Annotated in this window: 17 protein-coding genes and 2 tRNA genes; 8 read left to right on the top strand and 11 right to left on the bottom strand. The window is 50.9% G+C overall.

Annotated features, from left to right (window positions below):
* Positions 1-274 precede the first annotated feature (274 nt).
* Together BM040_RS18275 and BM040_RS18270 are read right to left on the bottom strand one after the other, a co-directional pair.
* Positions 275-760: an SRPBCC family protein gene (locus tag BM040_RS18275; protein ID WP_092104580.1), complete on the bottom strand. Its 486-nt coding sequence runs from the start codon at positions 758-760 to the stop codon at positions 275-277.
* A 96-nt stretch (positions 761-856) separates the two neighbouring features.
* The gene (locus BM040_RS18270) at positions 857-2,356 is read right to left on the bottom strand and encodes a phage integrase SAM-like domain-containing protein (RefSeq protein WP_092104578.1); all 1,500 of its coding nucleotides are present in this window, start codon (positions 2,354-2,356) and stop codon (positions 857-859) included.
* Between the two features lie 288 nt (positions 2,357-2,644).
* On the opposite strand from BM040_RS18270, the gene BM040_RS18265 reads away from it, so the two are divergent.
* Positions 2,645-3,259 (top strand): DUF4403 family protein, encoded by a 615-nt coding sequence (locus BM040_RS18265; RefSeq protein ID WP_092104576.1) that lies wholly within the window; start codon positions 2,645-2,647, stop codon positions 3,257-3,259.
* A gap of 61 nt (positions 3,260-3,320) precedes the next feature.
* Here BM040_RS18265 and BM040_RS18260 read toward each other — a convergent pair whose 3' ends face one another.
* Together BM040_RS18260 and BM040_RS18255 are read right to left on the bottom strand one after the other, a co-directional pair.
* Positions 3,321-4,286, bottom strand: a complete 966-nt coding sequence (locus tag BM040_RS18260) for a TIGR03885 family FMN-dependent LLM class oxidoreductase (RefSeq protein ID WP_092104574.1) — start codon at positions 4,284-4,286, stop codon at positions 3,321-3,323.
* A 187-nt stretch (positions 4,287-4,473) separates the two neighbouring features.
* On the bottom strand, positions 4,474-6,132 hold the full coding sequence (locus BM040_RS18255; RefSeq protein WP_092104572.1) for a carboxylesterase/lipase family protein: 1,659 nt from the start codon (positions 6,130-6,132) through the stop codon (positions 4,474-4,476).
* 109 nt (positions 6,133-6,241) lie between these two features.
* Here BM040_RS18255 and BM040_RS18250 point away from each other — a divergent pair, with 109 nt between their 5' ends.
* Positions 6,242-6,991 (top strand): NUDIX hydrolase, encoded by a 750-nt coding sequence (locus tag BM040_RS18250; RefSeq protein ID WP_092104570.1) that lies wholly within the window; start codon positions 6,242-6,244, stop codon positions 6,989-6,991.
* Positions 6,992-7,076: 85 nt separating this feature from the next.
* On the opposite strand, the gene BM040_RS18245 is transcribed toward BM040_RS18250, so the two are convergent.
* Together BM040_RS18245 and BM040_RS18240 are read right to left on the bottom strand one after the other, a co-directional pair.
* Positions 7,077-8,438: a hypothetical protein gene (locus BM040_RS18245; RefSeq protein WP_092104568.1), complete on the bottom strand. Its 1,362-nt coding sequence runs from the start codon at positions 8,436-8,438 to the stop codon at positions 7,077-7,079.
* Positions 8,439-8,529: 91 nt separating this feature from the next.
* The gene (locus BM040_RS18240; RefSeq protein ID WP_092104566.1) at positions 8,530-9,288 is read right to left on the bottom strand and encodes an ABC transporter ATP-binding protein; all 759 of its coding nucleotides are present in this window, start codon (positions 9,286-9,288) and stop codon (positions 8,530-8,532) included.
* A 292-nt stretch (positions 9,289-9,580) separates the two neighbouring features.
* Between BM040_RS18240 and BM040_RS18235 the strand changes: the two genes are divergently transcribed.
* Positions 9,581-9,662 (top strand) — tRNA-Leu (locus tag BM040_RS18235).
* A gap of 190 nt (positions 9,663-9,852) precedes the next feature.
* Here the strand turns inward: BM040_RS18235 and BM040_RS21855 are convergent.
* The 4 genes from BM040_RS21855 to BM040_RS18220 form a co-directional block, all read right to left on the bottom strand.
* A complete protein-coding gene (locus BM040_RS21855; protein WP_175491120.1) occupies positions 9,853-10,008 on the bottom strand; it encodes a hypothetical protein in 156 nt (51 codons plus the stop codon).
* A gap of 196 nt (positions 10,009-10,204) precedes the next feature.
* The gene (locus BM040_RS18230) at positions 10,205-12,307 is read right to left on the bottom strand and encodes a ComEC/Rec2 family competence protein (RefSeq protein WP_092104564.1); all 2,103 of its coding nucleotides are present in this window, start codon (positions 12,305-12,307) and stop codon (positions 10,205-10,207) included.
* A complete protein-coding gene (locus BM040_RS18225) occupies positions 12,307-12,735 on the bottom strand; it encodes a GNAT family N-acetyltransferase (RefSeq protein WP_092104562.1) in 429 nt (142 codons plus the stop codon). The genes BM040_RS18230 and BM040_RS18225 overlap by 1 nt, the downstream gene beginning before the upstream one ends.
* A gap of 104 nt (positions 12,736-12,839) precedes the next feature.
* Entirely contained in the window at positions 12,840-13,880 is a 1,041-nt protein-coding gene (locus BM040_RS18220; RefSeq protein WP_092104560.1) for a PhoH family protein, read from the bottom strand.
* Positions 13,881-13,977: 97 nt separating this feature from the next.
* Here BM040_RS18220 and BM040_RS18215 point away from each other — a divergent pair, with 97 nt between their 5' ends.
* From BM040_RS18215 to BM040_RS18195, 5 genes are all read left to right on the top strand, one after another.
* The gene (locus BM040_RS18215) at positions 13,978-14,754 is read left to right on the top strand and encodes an SAM hydrolase/SAM-dependent halogenase family protein (protein WP_092104558.1); all 777 of its coding nucleotides are present in this window, start codon (positions 13,978-13,980) and stop codon (positions 14,752-14,754) included.
* A 44-nt stretch (positions 14,755-14,798) separates the two neighbouring features.
* Positions 14,799-15,179: a four helix bundle protein gene (locus BM040_RS18210; RefSeq protein ID WP_092104556.1), complete on the top strand. Its 381-nt coding sequence runs from the start codon at positions 14,799-14,801 to the stop codon at positions 15,177-15,179.
* 35 nt (positions 15,180-15,214) lie between these two features.
* Positions 15,215-15,505, top strand: coding sequence for a putative quinol monooxygenase (locus BM040_RS18205; RefSeq protein ID WP_092104555.1), 291 nt, complete (start codon positions 15,215-15,217; stop codon positions 15,503-15,505).
* 126 nt (positions 15,506-15,631) lie between these two features.
* A complete protein-coding gene (hscB, locus tag BM040_RS18200) occupies positions 15,632-16,165 on the top strand; it encodes a Fe-S protein assembly co-chaperone HscB (protein ID WP_092104553.1) in 534 nt (177 codons plus the stop codon).
* A gap of 12 nt (positions 16,166-16,177) precedes the next feature.
* A tRNA-Leu gene (locus BM040_RS18195) sits at positions 16,178-16,261 on the top strand.
* Positions 16,262-16,321: 60 nt separating this feature from the next.
* Here the strand turns inward: BM040_RS18195 and BM040_RS18190 are convergent.
* Positions 16,322-20,071 (bottom strand): SBBP repeat-containing protein, encoded by a 3,750-nt coding sequence (locus BM040_RS18190; protein ID WP_092104551.1) that lies wholly within the window; start codon positions 20,069-20,071, stop codon positions 16,322-16,324.
* Positions 20,072-20,628: the final 557 nt, after the last annotated feature.

Genomic DNA, 20,628 nt, shown 5'->3' with positions numbered 1-20,628 from the left:
CTGATTATGAACCAGTTTGTAACTTTATACCCGGAAAGATGTAGATTCTAAAACACCAGCCCGAACTCACTTACACACTTTTCTGGACACTGTCCGATAAAGAAGCCTGCCAATCATCAATGGCAGGCTTTTCTTTTGTTCCTGTCAAAGACACCTAAGCTGTTACGCTGCTGCTGTTTTTGTTGGGCTACTTTCTTCTTATGAGACAGATTCGGAGGCAGTCGAAACGTTGATGATGTTGTCGGTGTTGATGGTTATAATTAGTCAACGCCAACTACTTATCAACTTTTAGCAAGCTTTCCCACTTTCCAGATTTAGCATAGTGTTTTATTACCTTTTTTCGCTCCACCAGCAGTTGGGTTATATACCTCATCAGAAAAAGCTTGTCAGCTACTATCCCGAATATACCGAAAGGGGAGGTGCAGTCGAACACATCTCGCATCAGTGTGATACCGTTTCCAGACACTTGGAAGTGGCGTTCATGTTTGAAACGCCTAAATGCACCCTCTACCATTTCATCTGCAAAATAGTAAGGACGTTCATATCCAGTGATTCTGCTGGTAAGGTGCTGCCAAATCCCAAAATGCTTTGCCTTCCACGTTACGGTTTCACCCAGACCTATTAACCCAGAGGTAACACCTGCAATCGCACGCTCACCAGTATGCTTGGTTGAGATAATGTGTAGGTCTATGCTACGAGACAAGTCGAAGCATACCTCTACTGGTGCGTTGATGGTTGTTTCGAGGCCTATGGCGGGCATAGTAGTAGCAGTGAAAAATAGCGACAGGCTTCTTGAATCGGTTCAGTTAAGCGAGCGTATGTCACTTCAACATACGCATTTATTTTTGCTGTATTTCTAATCTTGAGCGCTTAGTTGCTCTTCCTTCATAGCGGCTAACATTCGGATTTGAGATAGCTTAGTTGTGATGACTTTTGAGGTAGTTGATACGTCTTTTTTCTTATACCCTTGTAATACTTCACTGTCTTTGCTACCGAGCATATCTAATATGGTCTGGTCCTCAAAGCCTTGCAACTTCCAGTAGTTGATAAAACGTCTTCTATTGCAATGGGATGAAAATAAGTTATACTTAAAATCGCTCAACTCCTCCCTCTCTTCAAACCTCTGTTTAATATACTTTATAGGTTCTTGATACAAGTCGTAGTGTGTATAAAACTCCTTTAATAAAGGCTTTATATCTCTATTATAAACTCCCTCAACCATATGATTCATTTTGTAATCATACCTTTCCAATATTTCTTCAATACGGCTGTCTAATTCGAAGGGAATTACATAATTACCTTCATTCTTCTCAGTCTCACCAGTCAACACTTTAATTCCATCAATATTCTTTACTACCCATGAGGATGCATATATGTCTCCATATCTTAAGCCTGTGCAACACTGGAACACAGTTAAATCAATCATTCGTTTTTTTGCATCGGAAACTTGTTGTCTGTACTCGTTGTAAAGCAACTCAATTTCGGAATCCTCAAGAAAAATGATAGTGTCTTTAGATTTCCTATATACAGTATAATCTTCATAAATAAGATTAACATTCTTTACTCTTTTTACTCTTCTGCACCAACTAACGAATTGTATCAGCTTTTTTACCTGGCCACCGAAGGTATTGTTAACCATTTTAACCTTCCCCTTCATCCTTTCAAACATCAGATATGTTCCGTATTTATCATAAAAGTCGTAATCTAATTGGGAAAAGAGAAGCGGGGTGTTTGTTTGCTGGCTAAACTCTAAGAGGTTGGAAGCCCACGATTTATATTGCTTATAACTCGGCTTCTTCTCATACATTTTAGGAAACTCAACTAACAACTTTTTAAAGAGTTCTTCTTCTTCATTAAGTTCGCTTATAACTCCCTCAGCTTTGTATTGCTCTAATTCTTTATCAATTTCGATTAAGCTTTTAGTAAGTGACTTTCGTTTATCTATAGCTTCTTCAGCACTAAAAAAGGTGTGTATTTTTTTTGCCTTCAAAATAGTGTCCTCACGCTTATCAACCGCTGCCTGTCTCACTTCCTCTGCTTTAATTTCTTCCAGTCTATGCAGATATAATTCTTTTACTGTTTTAAAAGATTTATCAGAAGATGCTGCTGCTACATCTTCCAAAACCTGGGAATGAGTCCTGATAAGATTGTTCAGAACATTAAAGTTTGACTTCGTCTTTTTCATTAAGCCAGACTCAGTATCAAAATCATTTTTGTCGACAGAGATAACTTTGCCATCTGGGGTTTTTAGTGATATATTGTGCGGAACTCCACCAATCGTGTAGCGAATGGTTAAGGGGTACAGACCATTTTTATTTTTCTTAGCTGTTAGTGAACCTTTGATTGTAAAACTCATTATTGGCTATGTGTCTAAATTACAACTATATAAATGCATTCAAATATAGTTAATTTGTCACTAAAAGTCATTGGATTTTCACTAACACTGGTCTAAAATACACTTTTAAACTGTCATTAAGAAGGTTTTGAGTTTGGTGTGAATCCCAGCGGGATCACAAGTATAAAAAGCCTCAAACTCAATTGTTTGAGGCTTTTTTCATTTATACTTCAAACAAACATCCCTATATACCTGTAAACACTAACGCTAACAGCCGCTGTATCACCCGAAGAAAACTATTTTTACGCTATGGAAGATTCCGTAAGAATCTACGTACCTGTCTCCATCTCCTACCCTGCCTTGCAGGGCGTGCTTAAAAACCAATTGATTGGCAAGTATATTCCTGAACAGGAAGCCGGCGATCCTTATGCGCAGATCCTGGACGTGGGCATTAGCGGCAGCAGCTCAGGCAGCAACCAGGTTATCCTGCGGATAAGAATCCGGATTCTGCGCACCATGCTGAAGCGCGACAACGTGGACCTGTATGTGCTGGCAACTTTGGGCTATGATAATACCGCGCAGCAATTATATGTACAGCAGTTCCATCTAACCTCCAGAACCAACAGCACGCTCTTTAATACAGGCCTGGAGGTACTGGTGAACAAAGTCGCCTACAATCAAATCATGAGTAAGGCAAGGGTAAACCTAAAGCATATCATTTCTGGCGAGCTACAGAAGGCAAATGGCATGTTGCAGGAGGGACTACAGCTAAAAGGCATTAAACTGTTAGGGACCGTAAACGAGGTGCGCGTACAGGACATTACGCCCCTGCCGGATAAGGTAACGCTGTCGGTGGAGTTAAAAGCCGATGTTGAGGCGCAGGTGCTGGACCTCACTGAGTTACTACCCGCTAAACAAGTATAACCCTGTTTAAAAAGTTGCTTCGAACGGCGCTTATACTTTGGTTGAAGTATAAGCCTGTGATTTACTTGTTCCGGAAATGCGGTAGAACCTTCTCGCCAAACACCCGGATAAACTGCTCCTGCTTGGTGTTCACGTTGTGCAGATCCAGATCAGTAAAGCCCATCGCTGCATACTTCTCCAGCCACTGGATATGCTTTTCAAGGTCGCTGGAGATATTTACGGCACCTTCCATTTCTTCGGGCTTCACAAACGCTGCTGCCTGATCAAACTGCTTGGGCGTCCGTAGTTCTGCCTGCAGGTCGCTGGCAAAGACATTGGTCTTCCACTGCTCATAGGCACCCGTGCGGGCGGCTTCATCCGTCTGGTCGTAAGATACCTGCACCTTCAGCATCATGGGCTTGTTTTCCCCGCCGTTCTTTCTCCAAGCCTCCACCACTTGCTCCAGCTTCTCCTCAGGCTGCGATACCGTGATCAGGCCATCAGCCCAGCCAGCAGCCCAGGCAGCCGTTTGGGGAGTAATGGCCGCAGCAACCAGCCGGATCTTTTTCTTTGGCCGGGTATACAGTTTGGCGTTCTCCACTTTAACCAGCCCGTGGTGTGTTACCGTTTCGCCGCGCCACAGGGCCCGTATCATATCCACACTCTCCTTCAGGCGCTCATTCCGCTCCTGTTTAGCCGGCCAGCGCTCCCCGGTAATAGACTCGTTCAGCGCCTGTCCGCTGCCGGGGCACATCCAGAACCGGCCCGGAAACATCTCATCCAAGGTAGCGGCAGCCTGGGCTATAATGGCAGGGTGGTAACGGTAGGCAGGGCAGTTCACGATGCCATAGTCCAGCGAGGTTTGTGCCATGGCAGCCCCCAGCCACGACCAAGCAAAGCCCGACTCCTGCTGCCTCTCGCTCCAGGGATGGAAATGATCCGAAGAAATACAGAATTGAAAGCCGGCCTCCTCTGCCTGCTTTGCCAACTGCAGCAACTGGCTAGGCGGAAACTGCTCATGCGATATGTGATAGCCTATTCTTATCATCCATTTATACTTTGAGTGATTACCCTTGGGGTAACGGGATGGTAGGATAAGCCGTTGCAAGGAAAGGCAACGGCAGGAGTTGGATGCGCTGCAAGGCACCGGAATTTATACTTTGGAAGACCTGAAAAAAGTATAGCCCCGGCAATTGAGAAATGCCAGGGCTATACTTTTAAACTCCTAATTGCAGTTACTTCGTCTGCATCTTGTCCAACAGTTCGTAGCGGGCACGGTGCTGCTCTGGCTTTGCCTCCGTTTTTACATCTATATGCATTACCTGCACCTTGCCGCCTTTGGTAGCTGCCGGCCACGTTGGCAACCCTTTGCCATTAGGATCCCCGGTTTTGATAAAGTTGGCAAAGTAGTTCTGCATTACTTCCGATACTTTGTAATCATCCGGAGTCCAGGCGTATACTTTATTGGAGGCAAGGTTACCCAAGGCATACTCAATCTCAGCGGAGTGCACTGCTCCCCTGGCCTGCGGCATCTTAAAGGCATTCGGGTCATCCGCTTTCACAACGCCACCAGCCAAGCCAGCCGAAGCATTGCCCATTTCAGGCACCATCGGCGGACGAGGGCGTTCGTACAGGTATCGGTACACAGGCTGGTTGCTCGTCTGGCTGTGCAGGTCCATCCACTTCCAGGTGCTGTAGGCTATAAAGCGATCTCCAGCCAGATCGGTGGCAGCTTGTAGCGCTTCCTCCGCTGTGGAGGCTGGGTATACTTTCAGAATCTCCTCGGCCTTGTCTCCGTACAGGCGCTGCACCGCTTTTGTGTAGTTCTCTACCGTTGGCTCCTCCCTGCCCAGCACAGCCATGTACGTCATTTCCTCGGAGTTCCAGCCAGCCAGCAGCGGCACCTTTGCCTGCTCCCCGGCCGCAAAAATAGCCACCGGCGATTTCGGGAAGAAGTACCCATCCAGGGTAGCCACAAAACGTCCCACCCCCGGCTTGCCTGTTGCTTCCAGAAGCTGCTGTGCAGGTATGGCACGAAGCGCAGCCAGTGAATTTGCCCCAAGGCTCCTGGCAAAGTTTACCCCGTTCTGCTCTGCCTCCTCCAACGGAATCGGATCCAGGGCGGTGTTTACCAAGGCGCCACTCTCGCCTATCGCTCCAGCTATCAAATCCTTAGAAAGTGGGCTAGCCATTTGGGCGCTCACAGAGATTGAACCGGCCGACTCACCGGCAATCGTTACCCTGGCAGGATCCCCGCCGAAAGCGGCAATATTCTGCCTTACCCAGCGCAATGCTGCGTTCTGGTCCATGTAACCGTAATTGCCCGACGACTTGTGTGGCGATTCTTTTGTTAGCTCCGGATGCGCAAAAAAACCGAATGCCCCCAGGCGATAGTTTACTGTTACAGCCACGATACCTTTCTTTGCCATACTTTCACCGTCATACCGTGGCTCGGAGCCGTCGCCAGCCATAAAACCGCCGCCGTAAAAGTATACCAGCACCGGCAGCCTCTCTTTCTCGGATTTAGCTGGGGTCCACACGTTCAGGTACAGGCAGTCTTCGCTCATGCCATCCGAGCGGAAGTTCATATCCCCGAAAATGGGAAGCTGCATAGCCCGTGGCCCGAACTTTTTGACGCTGCGCACGCCTTGCCAGTTCTGCACCGGCTGCGGCTCGCGCCAGCGCAAATCACCGGTAGGCGGCGCGGCAAACGGCACTCCTTTAAAGGCGCGGACCCCGCTTTCTTCCAGGGTTCCCTCTACCAAACCATTCACCGTTTTGGCCTGGTTAGCGGCAAAGAGATCTGCAGATTTAGATTTTTTCTGGGCATTGGCTTCGGGCAGCAGCTGCAGCCCCAGCAATACAAATACAAGGAGTGTTTTGAGGTATGGCATATTTCAGTTCAATTGGTTGCAAACAGCTCTTTTAATATGTTATTTTAACATAATGATAAGAAATACCCTTATTATGTCAAAATAACATATTGGTAATTTTACATACGTAATGCCTCAGGAAAAGATCAACCACAGCAATGCCTCACCATACTTGTCTGAACTCACGCTGGATTGCGTGATCCTGAGCTTCCATGAAGATTGCCTGAAGGTGCTGCTCCTGCGCTGGAAGGGTACGCAGGAGTGGAGCCTGCCAGGCGGGCCTATCCGCAGAAACGAGGCAGTGGACGCAGCGGCTAACCGCATCCTGAAAGAGCGCACTGGTTTGGATGATATCTTTTTGCAGCAGTTTCATGTGTTCGGGGAGGTGGAGCGCTACAACCGGGAGGAGATAAAGTATAAACTGAAACACCTGATAGACCCGGACAAGTGGTATGAGCGGGCCGTGTCAGTGGGCTATTATGCACTGGTAGACCACGCCAAAGCTATGCCTACCCCCGACCCGTTTACGGAGCAATGCGCCTGGTGGGACGTGCAACAAATCCCGGCCCTGCTGTTCGACCATAACCGCATCATTCAAGTTGCCCGCCAAGCCCTGCGAACACAGCTTAGCTGGCAGCCTATCGGCTATAACCTTTTACCGGAGAAATTTACGTTGCCGGAGCTTCAGCGCCTTTACGAGGCCATTCTGGGTAAGGGCTTAGACCCACGTAATTTCCAACGCAAAATGCTAAGCCTTGGCATACTGGAGCGCCTCGCAGAACGCCGGCGGGGGGGTGCTTTTAAGTCTCCTTATCTGTACCGGTTTAAAAAGGAGGAGTACGAGTTGAAATTAAAAGAGAGCAACTTATTCTTCTCCTGAGAAAGAAGTCACTAACAAGTATAAAAGTATAGCCCCGGCACTTACAAAATGCCGGGGCTATACTTTTATACTTTATACTTATACATTAGGCCTCTGCCTTAAAGTGCGTTTCGAAGAGTTTATACTTGTACGTCGGGTACTCCTTCAGCACAGCCACCAGCGCAAAGATGGCACACCCTATCACTACCGGGTAAACCAGGTATAAAATTGGATGAATTATCGGCAGAAACAGCAGGCCCAGCACGCTTAGCGCAATGAAGTTGAACAGGTAGGAAGAGTTAGCGCTAAAGCTGAACAAGCCACCCGACACCGCCTTCGGGCTCACAATGGAGGCCACGATACTCAGAGGTCCCATTACCAGCACACTGCCGATGTACATCATCACCACAAAGAAGGCATCCTGGTGGTTAAAGACAGCTACGTACACAAAGGTCAGCACGGCATCAATCAGCAGCGGCAAGCGCATAGCTACCCAGGCAGCCCCCAGGAAATCCCGGGCGGTGCCGGTGCTGCGCTCCACGGTTAGCCACAGGTTTCGGTAGAAGCCCCACACGTTGTTAAACACATACGAGAACACCACCAGCGGCCCCACAAACATCCATAGCATCGTCACCTCATCCAGCAGGTGCTCGCCCTTCTTCGTGAACACCAACGCATCCGCCCCAAGTATAAAGGCCTTGAACACAAACCCAAAAATAAGCATCTGGCGGGCCTGCCGGTGGTTCTTGAACAGTCGCCAGCCAAGGCTGCGACGGGCGCTGGAGCTGTGGTTCACGGTTTTGCGGCGCGGCTCTGCGGCAGCCTTCTCCAGGAAAAAGTTACAGAGCACAAGGGCGCTCAGGGCAGCCAGGTGCACCACCAGCATTATCCACTCCGAAGCCGGGTAAAACATGGGCTGCCGTACCTGCAGCGCCACAAATCCTGCCGCCATCACCGCAGCGGAGTAAAAATTAGCGCTCCGCCAGCGTATGCGCCGCTCAATAAACACCTGCAGCGAGCGCAGGGTAACGTGGGCCGTAAGTATAACCAGTATGCTCTGCACCAGGTGCAGGAACGTGTACAGCGGCGACATCATGTACAGCAGCAGCAGAAAGTTAACCAGCACAAAGTAAAACGGCGACACCAGCTCTACGACCAGCTCCGCCCGGAACCGCTCCAGCGCCGGCACCGGGTAAAGCGACGGGATCAGCTTCACCTTGGGTATGTAGGCCGGGAAAAAGCCCTTCAGGATGATAATGGCAAGTATAAACAGATTGGTATACTCCAGCACCTGCTCGACGCTAAGCATCGTAGCCCCCGCGCCGGCCTGCTGCAGCAGAAACGAGAAAAGCCAACTATAAACACCTGCCGACAACAGCCCCACAGACAGCAACAACAGGCGCTGCAGGCGCTTTTGCCTGAAGAAACTGTTGATGCGGGCACGGCAAGAGAATACAATCAAATTCATGTAGTGAGTTAAGAGTTTTGAGTTGAGAGTTAAGAGTTGAGTATCATGCACTAGTGCACTTTTAACTTTAAACTCTTAACTTTTAACTAAACTAGGTAAGCATCCAGTCCAGGTTGGTTTCGGTGTTGTGGTGCGGCAACAGCAGCTGGAACAGCGCCTGGTCTATCAGGCTGGCCCCGTTCATGGTGAACTCCTGCACCGAGCCGTTGTACATCAGCTGCCCGTCGTTCAGCACCCCAATGTGCGTGGCAATCTTCTCCACATAGTTCAGGTCATGCGACGAGATAAGTATAACACGGTTGCTGTTGCGGTAGCTGCGGATAAGCTGCACCAGCAGCTGTGCCGCTATCGGGTCGAGGCCGGTGAAGGGCTCATCGAGGATAAGCACCTGCGGCTTGTGCAGCATGGCGGCGGCAATGCCCACCTTCTTCTTCATGCCCGTAGAGTAGCCGGCCACGTTCTTGTGCAGTGATTCCTTATCGGTAAAGAAGTAGTTTACCAGGCTTTTGATGCGTTCCTCTGCCTCTGCAGCCGGCAGCTTGTACAGCCTGGCCACAAAGCCGAGGTACTCCATGCCTGTGAACTCCTCTATGAGCGGATTGTCTTCGCAGAGCGCACCCAGGTTCTGCTTCACCTCCAGTTGATGCCGGTGGTAGTCTTTGCCGAACAGGGCGATGCTGCCGCTATCGGGCTGCACCAGGTCGAGAAGGCAGTTGAGGAAAGTACTTTTGCCTACACCGTTTTTTCCCAGCAGGCAGTAAATCTGTCCGCTTTCTATTGTCAGGTCCAGCTCCTGCAGCACCTGTTTCTTGCCAAACCTTTTCGACAATCCCGATATTTCTATACTCATATATTCTTTTAACGATGTAAAGCCTTAAGAGTAAAAGCATGCTATCCACCTACAGCACAAGCCTTAAAGGTATAAACATTCTCTGTAACCGCCCAAGCAAGCAGCCATTTTATCACGAAAATTTTATACTTTCAAAAGCAAGAGAAATGCTTCTATTTGCTAACACTGATGCAACTAAATAAGGTTCTTTCGGCGCAGAACTTTAGCTTTAAAGTATAAAAAACACATTTTTTAGAAGCTTGCTTTTGCAATTGTCGGAGCAGGTTTATACTTTTGCATCCACCTTTTACCAGCGCACGTGGTGAAATCGGTAGACACGCCATCTTGAGGGGGTGGTGCCTTCGGGTGTGGGAGTTCGAATCTCCCCGTGCGCACTTTCAAAGCTCTATTCTGAACGGAATAGAGCTTTTTGCTTTTATAGCCTTTTCCAGTCTTTGGGCTCGTCGCTTCCAGTGAGTTATTTGGTGACCTCGCTCCCCCGCTGGCGCGAGTTTACAACTCGTGCCTACTATAATGTTGAGTTTGCAACCCAACTGGCTTGAAAAGCCATACTTTATACTTTGGCTATACTTTCATAGCCGCTGCTTCCTGCCATTTGAAGCAGGCTATACTTATTAGCTGCCGTTCATCCTCCAGTTCCCACCAACCTAACGTTCCATAGTATACTTTCTGCCCTCCCAGGCCGGGAGGCCTCGCCTTCGGGCATCGCGCGGTGTACATTTCTTTTGCTACCCTTCGGTCGCAATGCCCTTAACGGGCACCAGAAATCTACAAGGCGCTCAACCCAAAGGCTGGGAAGCAATTCGATAGCTGCTGCTAATGCAACTTGAACAGAACTCCCCTCCTTGGCTAAGGAGGGGCAAGGGGTGGTTGGACCCGGCACTACAAAGCCCTAAAGAGGTAGCTATCCAGCACCCTACAACTCCAGCTCAAACGCCCCGGATTCAGCAACATCATAATATGGAATGCCGAGCGTGTCGAGCTGCTGGTGCAGGCGCTGGCGGTACCAGGGTGCGCTGGAGCCGTCCAGTATAAGTTTGCTGAACGTGTACTGCTGCAGGCGCTCCGGCTTTACCCGCACGTTCTGGCGGAGCAACACGTAATCCACAGCAAAGCCTGGCTTAGGCTGGAGTTTAGGCGGCTTGGAAAGTATAAGCCAGCGTTGCCCCTGCCACACCAGTAGCTGGTTACTGTCAGGCAACAGCACGGCAGGAGCTGCGGGAGAGGCAAAAGACACCTGGGTAGGCGCTGCTACACCTGACTGCCAAAGGTGCGGCTGCACGTTAAAAGTATAGCTCTGCTGGTTTTGCAGAAAAGCCGAGTCCGCTACCAGCATGGCCTGCTGCCCTTGTACCAGCCCGATGCTTGTGCCGCTGCGAACGCTGTACACCACCAGCTGCCGCTGCTGCCTTTGCTGCATCTCTTTCCATACTTGCTGCACCGAAAGTATGGCCACTAGCCCTACCGCTATACTTAGGTAGCGCAGTTTCTTCAGGGCCAGGAAAAGTATGAACACGAATAGCAGCAAGTATAGCAACCAGGTCTGCCATGCACTGATATCAACCCCGGTAATAATAGCTTGCGGCCAGCGCTGCACCCACAGGTTGAACGCGTTCATCGCCCAAATCAGCCAGAAGTGCACCTGAAACAGCAGCCACCCAAGTCCGGGCACCCAGCTAAACGCCAGCGCCGCCATCCCTGACCAAAGCACAAGCGTTGCAGCCGGCACCACCAGAATATTAGCTACCCAGAAATATACCGGAAACTGGTGGAAGTAGTATAAGCTAAGCGGCGTAGTAGCCACTTGCGCCGCCACCGACACCGTTAGCGAAAGCCAAAGCCAGTTCAGCGCCCGGTTAGGTATTTCCCATATCCTGCTCAGCCTTGGTTGCAGGTACACAATCCCCAGCACTGCCAGAAAAGAGAGCTGAAACCCGACCTCCAGCAAATTGAAGGGGTTAATGTACAGCAGCACCAATGCCGCGAAGGCAATGGTGTTATACACCACTGTGCGCCGCCGCAACGCTATGCCTACTGTCACCAAACTAAACATAAGCACTGCCCGCATTACCGACGGCGAGAGGCCGGTGATAAACGCATACAGCCAGAGCACGCCCAGCATAAGTATAGCTCCTAGCCAGCGCTGCCTGTCCGTAGACCCGATGCGGGCCAGCAAGAACATCAGCACACCGTAAACAAGCCCTACATGCAGCCCCGACACCGCCAGCACGTGCATGGTACCCGTGTCGGCATATGCTTGGCGGATGCTGTTATCCAGTTCATCCTTCACGCCAAGTATAAGGGCCGAGGAGATGGCGTACTCCCGCTTCTCCCCCACCCCTTCACGCAGGATGTTGTCCATCTGGCGGCGCAACAGGATGCTGTGATAAAGTATAGGATTGGGTGGGCTGGAAGAAATCTGCTGGTACTGTAGCGGGCGCAGGTAATGCTGATGGTGGATGTTCTTGTTGGCCAGGAAAGCTTTGTAGTTAAACTGGCCGGGGTTTAGCGGCGGGGCTACCTCCTGCGGCGCACCTCTCACCAGCAACACATCGCCATAGCTTACCTCGTATGCCCGCTCCGAGTCGTGGGGCACCGAGAGCTGTACTTTACCCGTGGCAGCCTGCCATTTACCGTTCACCCGTACCTGCTCTACCTGCAGCACCGTGCGCTGGTAGCCAGGTTTCTGCAGCACATAGTCCGACACCACGCCTTTGTAGTGGGTTGACGGGGTTGGCAGGTGCGCAAGGTGCTGCGGCTGGTTGAGCTCGATATTAGCGTGCGTGGCCGAATAGCCCAGCGCCAAAAAGGTCAAAAGTCCTGCCATACCTGCCACATCCGTAGCAAAGGCAGTTTTATACTTTCGGCTAAGTATGGCCGCAAGTATAAATGCAAGAAAGGAGAAGGCAAGCATCCAGAGCCCGTGGCCCAGTTGCTCTCCAAAGGAAAAATAAAGGAGGATACCCGCTATAAAACCAAGCGTGATGCGCACAAACGGGTAGGAAGCCCAGCGCAGCATCAGCCTTTATAGTACATCTTGTAGTGCTGGATGTCGCATTCGGTGAACATATCCCCTTCTGTTACAAAGCCATGGCGCTTGTAAAAATTTACCGCCGGCAGTTGGGCGTGCAGGTAGATTTTTTGCCCCGGCTGCTCAGATTGCACATGCTGCAGCACAAGCCTTAGCACTTCGCCGCCTATACTTTTGTTGCGGAACTCGGGCAACACGGCAAAGCGCTCTAGCTTTACACCGACCTCAGTTTTGCGCCAGCGGGCCGCCCCGCAGGGCACCCCGTTAAAGGCGGCCAGGTAGTGGCTGGCAGTGGGCTCGTGTTCATCATACTCGGCCTCGCGGGGCACCTGCTGCTCCTGCACAAAAACTTTCTCACGAATGCCAAAGGCCTCCTGCTGGTCCTGCGCTGTGGTGGCGCGTCTTACCTCAATCATGGGGATAAAGTATAAAAAAGCAGAGACGCAACAAGTTGCGTCTCCAAAGTTATGCTTCGAAAGTATAAATCAATTCCGGGCTACAGATAGTTCAAAGCTGCAGCCTATTCTTCTACGCGCTGCTTCCGGGGGCGTCCGTTCACTTTTACAGGCTCACCTGTCTCAGCGGCTTTGGCCTCCTCGCGGGCAGCGCGTCGCTCTTCGTCCAGCTTGGTGTAGGCGTTCACGATGTCACGTACCAGGCGGTGGCGCACCACGTCCTCGGCGGTCATCTCTACGAACCCGATGCCCTTGACGCCGCGCAGGATGTTGAGCGCCTCCATCAGGCCGGAGCGCTGGTTGCGCGGCAGGTCTATCTGCGACCAGTCGCCGTTTACCATCAGCTTGGCGTTGGGGCCCATACGGGTCAGGAACATCTTCATCTGGGCCGGTGTGGTGTTCTGCGCCTCATCCAGCAGCACAAAGGCATTGTTCAGCGTGCGGCCGCGCATGTAGGCCAGCGGCGCTATCTCAATGATTTTGTTCTCCTGGTAATATTTCAGCTTCTCCACCGGGATCATGTCCTCCAGGGCGTCATAAATCGGGCGCAGGTAGGGATCTACCTTGTCCTTCATGTCACCGGGCAGGAAGCCCAGGCTCTCGCCCGCCTCTACCACTGGTCTGGAGATGATGATCTTCTTGACCTCCTTGTTCTTGAGTGCGCGCACTGCCAGGGCCACCGAGATATAGGTTTTACCCGTACCGGCGGGGCCCAGCGCGAACACCAGGTCGTTTTTCTCCACCGCGTCCACCAGCTTCTGCTGGTTAGGGGTTTTGGCCTTTATAACGCCGCCCTTGCTGCCGTACACAATCACGTCCGGAGAGGTAATAATTACCTCCTCCTCGGTAACAGAATCTGTGCCAAGGTATCTATTTACGCTGTTATGCGTAATCTTCCCAAACTTATGATAATGGTCTATCAGCGAAGACAGGATTTCGTGAATTTTGGTTATCTCAGGAGTCTGCCCCTGGATTTTTATCTCGTTACCTCTCGAAATAATCTTGCTGCTCGGAAATGCCGCGGCAAGCTGTTTGATGTTCTGGTTCTCTGTGCCCAGGAAATCAATGAGAGAGATATTCTCTAAGGTTATTACTTTCTCTACCAAATGTTTACCCTCGTATATAGCAGGTTAAGAATATTTTCTTTAATTTAAATAAAATCAGTATTATTAATACAAATCTACTCAAATTATAGTTCGTAGTATGGCTGTAATTACGTTTCTGTCGGATTTTGGGTACCGGGACCACTATGTGGCCGCCGTTAAAGCCAAAATCCTTTCGCTGGACCCGCAGGTGCAGGTGGTGGACATCACGCACGCCATAGAGCCCTACAACATCGCTCATGCCGAGTATGTTTTCGGAGCCGTGTTCCGGGATTTTCCGGAAGGTACCGTGCATATACTGGCTGTAGACACGCACGGTTGTAAAAAGGGCAAATATCATGCTACAAATTATAAAGGCCACTATTTTTTGCTCGCCGACAACGGGTTGCTCTCGCTGCTGACAGACGGGCAGCCTGAGGTGGTGGTGGAGCTTAAAACTGACATCCCCTATACGCCATCCCCGGAAAAGGACCTACTGGCGCCCGCCGCTGTGTTTCTGGCCAAGGGCGGCGATTTGGACGTGCTCGGCGACCGCACCAACAACATCCGGCAGCTGTTTAACCGGCAGCTCCGCCTCGGCGACCATGCCATCACCGGCCACGTCATTCACGTGGACCGCTACGGCAACCTCATCACTGACATCACCCGCGACAGCGTTGAGACGATTGCGCATGGCCGTACTTTCACCATTCACTTCGGCCGCGAAGCCATCGGGCGCATCTACCCCAACTATAACCAGGTGGACGACGGCGACTGCTGCTGCACCTACAACAGCCAGGGCCTACTTTGCATCGGCATCAACAAGGGCCACGCCGCCGAGCTCCTCGGCCTCGGCTTCGACTCGCAGGTGGACGTGCGCTTTTATCCGGGAAGCTAGCTTGCGAATTTTGAATGAGTGATTGAGTGGATGAGTGAATCTTGATGGAGGACTCTCGACAAGCAGAAAAGCAACAATTTGTAGAGCGGTTCCGGCAGCGCACAAAGCAGTTGGCGCTGGATGTTATCCTGTTCTCAAAGGACTTGCCTAAAACGGAGGAGGCAACTATCATGAAGCGGCAACTACTTCGTTCAGCAACATCCGTGGCAGCCAATTACCGGGCGGCTTGCAGATCCAGATCATCAGCAGAGTTTCATTCGAAGTTGAGCATTGTGATTGAGGAAGCAGACGAGACCCTGTTCTGGCTGGAGCTACTTGCTGAGTCTGGTACTACCACTGAGGCAAAGGTGGTTACGCTTAAAAGGGAAACGACAGAAATCCTGTCGGTGATGGCGAAAGCTAGGAAAAGCGCATCAAAAAACTGAAATTCGCTCAATCACTCATTCACTCACTCAAAATTATGCTAATTCGCATTGTCCGGATGACGTTTAAGCCGGAGAAAACGGAGGAGTTTCTGGAGATCTTCCGTAACTCGAAAGATAAGATACGCGCTTTTGAAGGCTGCCAGCATGTGGAACTGCTGCAGGATTTGCACCAGCCCAACGTATTCAGCACCTACAGCCTCTGGGACTCCGAGGAGCACCTGAATAACTACCGCGGCTCGGAGCTGTTCGGGCAAGTATGGCCGGCCACCAAAACCCTTTTTGCCGCTAAGCCCGAGGCCTGGTCGTACAGTTCAGTGAGCATTTAACAATTAACAGTTTTCAGTCATCAGGTTAGAAAGCTATACCTTTCCTTTCAAACAATCCTGGCTCTTTTGCTGTACCTTTGCTACGTATACCTGATAACTGTTTATTGATAACTGTTAACTGTACCTATGAACTACTTCGAATTTTATAACATACCCGAAAGCTTTATACTTGACGAGAAGGCGCTGAAAAACACCTATTACAAACTCAGCCGCGAGTACCATCCTGACTTCTTCGCCAACGAGCCGCAGGAGAAGCAGCAGGAGATTCTGCAGCTGAGCACCCAGAACACCAACGCCTACCGTACCCTCTCCGACCCGGACCTGCGCATGCAGTACATCCTGAAAGAGCACGGGCTGCTGGAGGAAGGCGGCAAAAACGAGCTTCCGGGCGATTTCCTGATGGAGATGATGGATATTAACGAGGAGCTGATGGAACTGGAGTTTGACTTTGATGCCGGCAAGCTGCACGAGATTGGCGAGAAAACTGCCGGCTTGGTGGCTCAACTGGATAATGATGTGCTGCCGGTGCTGCAGCGCTACCCTGAGCTACACGGCATTACAAAAGACGAGGCCCTGCAGGAGGTAAAAACTTATTACCTGAAGAAGAAATATTTATTGCGTATTCAGGAAACATTATCTAAGTTTGCATCCCGTTCCTAACAGAAAGGAGATGCCTTGGTGGCGGAATCGGTAGACGCGTTGGTCTCAAACACCAATGAGGTAACACTCGTGCCGGTTCGACTCCGGCCCAAGGTACAAAAGCCCTGCAGACTTTCATCTGCAGGGCTTTTTTGGTTTCAAAGGGAAAGTATGACCTTATCTTTCTACAACCACTTTCACTGCTTGTACCTCATCCCCGGTGCTTAAACGAACCAGGTACATGCCTCTCGACAGGCCGTCTGCGCTCAGTTCGTGTTCGTACCGCTTGCCGGCTTCTGTCTGCCCGGCGGCAATAGATCGCACCAACGCCCCTTTCAGATCGTAGAGTTCCAACGTATATCCTGCCTCGCTGGCAGTTGCAAAAGAAAGAGTGGTGCGGCCAGAGAAGGCTGTCGGATATGCCTGCAAGTCTTGGGTGGCCGACTCTACCACAGCGTTTTGTGAGATGGCACTGCTCAGGCTATTGGACCGCGGTTTGTTGATGATAATGTCGCCCCTGTCAATAGCGCTACAGGCCGGAGCATTGAGATCCAAGTTGGCAGAAGAACAGCCCACCTGGTTGTCGTAAACTACCGCGCCCTCGGTTCCATCCTCCTCTATCACCCATACTCTGAGCCGCAGTTGGTCAGGACTAGAGCTAAAGCCAAGTTGCCCGTCGGTGGCGGCGATAAGGTAGCCGAATTGGCGATCGTCCCTGTCGGAGTCTAAGCCCCGCTGATGGAATAGGATACCTGTACCCTTAAAGAAGGCCCTGTTTCCCGAAATCACCAGCGAACCGTCCTCCACGCTGGTGCTGCGGAAGATAGCGGGACCAGTATCCAGAATCATCAGGGTTGATCCCTGCACCCTTTCTTCACCCGTATACCTGGCTACAAAGCCCCAGTAAAGCATTCCGCCCTGTCGCATGAGTTCGTACCCGGCATTGGTTGGGGAGTCGCTCCAACCTCCGCCGGAGACATACCCGGCTTCGGAATCGTAGACGTGGACATAGCGCACTGATGTTTGGGCCTCACAGCTTTCCGCTGCACCAGACACGACGCTAAGTTTGTAGACATTTGGCTCCTCCGGCCAGTCCACTATGATGGCGCCTGCACCCTGGCCCCTGAAATCAGTATAAGCATTGCCGTCGATGTCGGTAATGGCCCAGGTATAGGATGTTGCCCCAAGGGTGGAGATGGAGTAGGCGGAGTTGCTGGTACCCACGGCCGCATTGGTATTGCCTGTGATGTTCGCCTTGGCCAGAGGCAGGCACTGGCTGTATTTGACAGTGAGAAAGTCATAAAGCGTTTCAGGGCTGTAACTATAGCCGGTGATGATGAGGTTCTCTTCCCTATCCAACGCCATGTCTACTGCCACATCTTCCTGGCTTTGCGGGCTGCCATAGCGCTCTGCCCATACTTGCTCTCCGGTAGTGGCGTCGTAGCGCACGGTGGCAAAGTCGCCCTGCTGGTTCGCATCGTAGCTAACTCCTGTCACGTAAACGCCGCCAGCGTTGTCGACGGCTATAGCGGCGGCAGAGTCTCTGCTACTGGTGGAGCCATCGTAGCGGCTGACCCAACATTCTTCGCCGGTAGCCGCATCGTAACGGAGCGTGGCGTAATCGCTGGTGTTGCCTGCTATACTGGTGCCGGTAACATAGACACCTCCTGCCGTATCTGCGGCAATGGCAATGGCTCTGTCGTCGCTGCTGTTTTGCCCACTATAGTTGCTGACCCAACTCTCTGCGCCTGTTGCTGCATTGTAGCGGACGGAAGTAAAATCAAACCCGCCATCCGCGCTTCCGCTATACCCGGTAACATAAATACCACCCGCATTATCTGTTGTGATGGCAGTGGCAACATCCGCGCTGCCTGCCTTGTCGTAACGGCTCGCCCAATTCTCCTCTCCCGTTGAGGCTTCGTAGCGCACGGTGGCAAAGGCAGTGTTGGTGCTGTCGATCGCGCTGACGCCAGTTACATAGACGCCACCTTGTTCATCAATCGTAATAGCAGCAGCTGAATCCATACTTGTGCCCTCCGGCCCGCTGTAGCGACTGGCCCAGGTTTGCTCGCCGGTTGCCGCCTCATAACGCACGGTGGCATAGTCGGTGGTGAAGTCTTCGTTATAACTGAAACCCGTGACGTAGACGCCGCCGGCACTGTCAGCAGCAATAGCCCTGACATGATCAGCAAAGTTTATAGCAGGCCCGTTGTAGAAGCTAATCCAGCTTTGTTCGCCCGTTGCAGCATCATACCGGATGGTAGCGTAATCGTAGGAGAAGTTATCTAAATTGAAGTATACCCCGGTTACATAAACTCCGCCCTGGTTATCTACAGCGATGCCACTGGTTCTATCGAAACTAAACTGGGCTACCCACAACTCTTCACCGGAAGGAGTATACTTAACTGTAACTACCCAACCGAAGCCTACTTTTCTGATGCCTGTTACATAGCTGTTTCCTTCTGCGTCTACGGCCACTGCTATGGCAAATTCATTCAGGTTTTCCCTGACGTTGTAAATCTGCGCCCATACTTGTTCACCTGTCGTAGCATCGTAGCGTACTGTGCCGTAGTCGGCGTAGCTCTCGCCTGTAACTATAACCCCACCTTGATTATCTATGGCAATGTCTCTGGCCAGGTCGGGGCTTTCATTTGGCAACTCACGGGGGCCGTCGTAGGTGCTGAGCCAGCTTTGCTCGCCCGTTGTGGCATCGTAACGGATGGTGGCGTAATCCTGGTTTGTTTGTTCGCTGTTATTGCTGAAGCCCGTCACAAAAACACCTCCCAGCGTATCCACGGCAAGGGCAGTAGCCCGGTCAGAGCTGTTTTCGGAACTGTTGTAGAAGCTAGCCCAGGTCTCTTCGCCTGTTGCCGCGTTGTAACGAACGGTGGCGTAGTCTCTGTTTGCAAAATCGCTGCTGGTGCTATTGCCGGTGACGTAGACGCCGCCCTGGTTATCAACCGCAATGTCGATGGGCGAATCAAAGTTACCATTGGGCCCATCAAAATTGCTGGCCCACGCCCTTTCTCCGGAAGTGGCCTCTAAGCGAAAAGTTATAAAATCGACAACAGAAAAGTCGTTGCTCCTTTGTTCTCCAGTAACGTATACTCCCCCTTGGTTGTCAACAGCAATGGCACTAGCTCCCTCATTACTGCCGGGTACATCGTAAAGATTAGTCCAAGACTCCGCACCGGAAGCAGCATCGTAGTGGACTGTCGAAATGTATACGGTGGTGTCACCTCTGGAGCTATTCCCGGTAACATAGACGCCACCCTGATCATCGATGGCCAGATCCACGGCAAAATCCTGATTGTCGCCTGGGCTATCATAACGACTGACCCAGGTTTGCGCTCCGGTAGCGGCATCGTAACGGATGGTAGTGAAATTGTTAGCCACATCAAAAACAGAGCTGGTTCCGGTTACATAAACGCCGCCTTTGTTATCAACCTCTATAGCCCTTGGACTATCATTGTCGCCTACGGTTCCGAAGCGGCTGGCCCAGGTTTGCTCGCCGGTGACGGCATCGTAACGGACAGTCAGAATATCAACAATGACGCTTTGTCCTCCTTCGCCAACTTCAATGGTAGAATCCACGATACTGCCGGTAAGATAAACGCCGCCCTGGTTATCAACCGCAAGGAGAATAGGGTCGTGGAAGAAGACTTCATCAAACTTAACCCACAGTTGCTCACCAGTAGGGGAATATTTGATGGTGAGTATTCCGGAGGGGCCGGTCGTTCCTGCACTTGTGCCGGTTACGTAGCTGTTGCCTGCTGCGTCCACAGCAACGTCTACGGCAGACTCGTACACGTTGCCCTCGCTGTTCCAGCGCTGGGCCCACTCCAGCTTCGGCTGCTGGGCTAAAACTGTAAAAGAAATCAGACACAGCAGTAGCTGTAGCCCTGACGAAAGTATTTTTATTTTCATAGCTATAACGATTCATGTCGTATGTCTTCCAATAGCACGCGGTGACTCCTGCCAGAGCGGCAGGCTAACGATAGGCTCAGGGTGGTGTACCGGCTGTTACGGGATGTGCTGGTGTTAAACACAGGTTCATCTGCTCATCTGGGCGAGCAGGAATTGGGAGGAGATAAGATACTCCTGGGAAGGCTAAAAGTAGCTGTTATGACAGAAATTTGAATTCATAACCAACTGTTTCAACGCCAATGTGAGAGGAGAAGCAACTTTAATAGCGTTCTGAATAGTTATTTTAGTAAGGGAGAGGGAGGCCATTTCCTGTGCAGCAAACCGCAAAAGAGAAACACCCGCTTTGTGTATAATGATTTTACGAGGGATTATACTTTAAATAAGGTACCTTAAATAGATAAATAAGAGCGTTAGCAAAGTTCTTCCCGGCTGTTAATATAAAACATGAACTACATGAGCTTTTCTATCACGTAGCAGGCCAACCGCAACCACAACCCTGTTATCTGGCTCAAAGAAATGCTAAGGCTGCGCCTGGTACAGCTATCCACAAATCTATA

Source organism: Pontibacter chinhatensis (assembly GCF_900113285.1).
Lineage (GTDB): Bacteria > Bacteroidota > Bacteroidia > Cytophagales > Hymenobacteraceae > Pontibacter > Pontibacter chinhatensis.
Note: the sequence above shows the minus strand (reverse complement) of the source record. Positions and strands in the feature narration are given on the sequence as shown.

Coding starts and splice junctions, on each gene's coding strand:
- BM040_RS18275 (WP_092104580.1), bottom strand. CDS start 760: ATGCCCGCCATAGGCCTCGAAACAACCATCAACGCACCAGTAGAGGTA.
- BM040_RS18270 (WP_092104578.1), bottom strand. CDS start 2,356: ATGAGTTTTACAATCAAAGGTTCACTAACAGCTAAGAAAAATAAAAAT.
- BM040_RS18265 (WP_092104576.1), top strand. CDS start 2,645: ATGGAAGATTCCGTAAGAATCTACGTACCTGTCTCCATCTCCTACCCT.
- BM040_RS18260 (WP_092104574.1), bottom strand. CDS start 4,286: ATGATAAGAATAGGCTATCACATATCGCATGAGCAGTTTCCGCCTAGC.
- BM040_RS18255 (WP_092104572.1), bottom strand. CDS start 6,132: ATGCCATACCTCAAAACACTCCTTGTATTTGTATTGCTGGGGCTGCAG.
- BM040_RS18250 (WP_092104570.1), top strand. CDS start 6,242: ATGCCTCAGGAAAAGATCAACCACAGCAATGCCTCACCATACTTGTCT.
- BM040_RS18245 (WP_092104568.1), bottom strand. CDS start 8,438: ATGAATTTGATTGTATTCTCTTGCCGTGCCCGCATCAACAGTTTCTTC.
- BM040_RS18240 (WP_092104566.1), bottom strand. CDS start 9,288: ATGAGTATAGAAATATCGGGATTGTCGAAAAGGTTTGGCAAGAAACAG.
- BM040_RS21855 (WP_175491120.1), bottom strand. CDS start 10,008: ATGTACACCGCGCGATGCCCGAAGGCGAGGCCTCCCGGCCTGGGAGGG.
- BM040_RS18230 (WP_092104564.1), bottom strand. CDS start 12,307: ATGCTGCGCTGGGCTTCCTACCCGTTTGTGCGCATCACGCTTGGTTTT.
- BM040_RS18225 (WP_092104562.1), bottom strand. CDS start 12,735: ATGATTGAGGTAAGACGCGCCACCACAGCGCAGGACCAGCAGGAGGCC.
- BM040_RS18215 (WP_092104558.1), top strand. CDS start 13,978: ATGGCTGTAATTACGTTTCTGTCGGATTTTGGGTACCGGGACCACTAT.
- BM040_RS18210 (WP_092104556.1), top strand. CDS start 14,799: ATGGAGGACTCTCGACAAGCAGAAAAGCAACAATTTGTAGAGCGGTTC.
- BM040_RS18205 (WP_092104555.1), top strand. CDS start 15,215: ATGCTAATTCGCATTGTCCGGATGACGTTTAAGCCGGAGAAAACGGAG.
- hscB (WP_092104553.1), top strand. CDS start 15,632: ATGAACTACTTCGAATTTTATAACATACCCGAAAGCTTTATACTTGAC.
- BM040_RS18190 (WP_092104551.1), bottom strand. CDS start 20,071: ATGAAAATAAAAATACTTTCGTCAGGGCTACAGCTACTGCTGTGTCTG.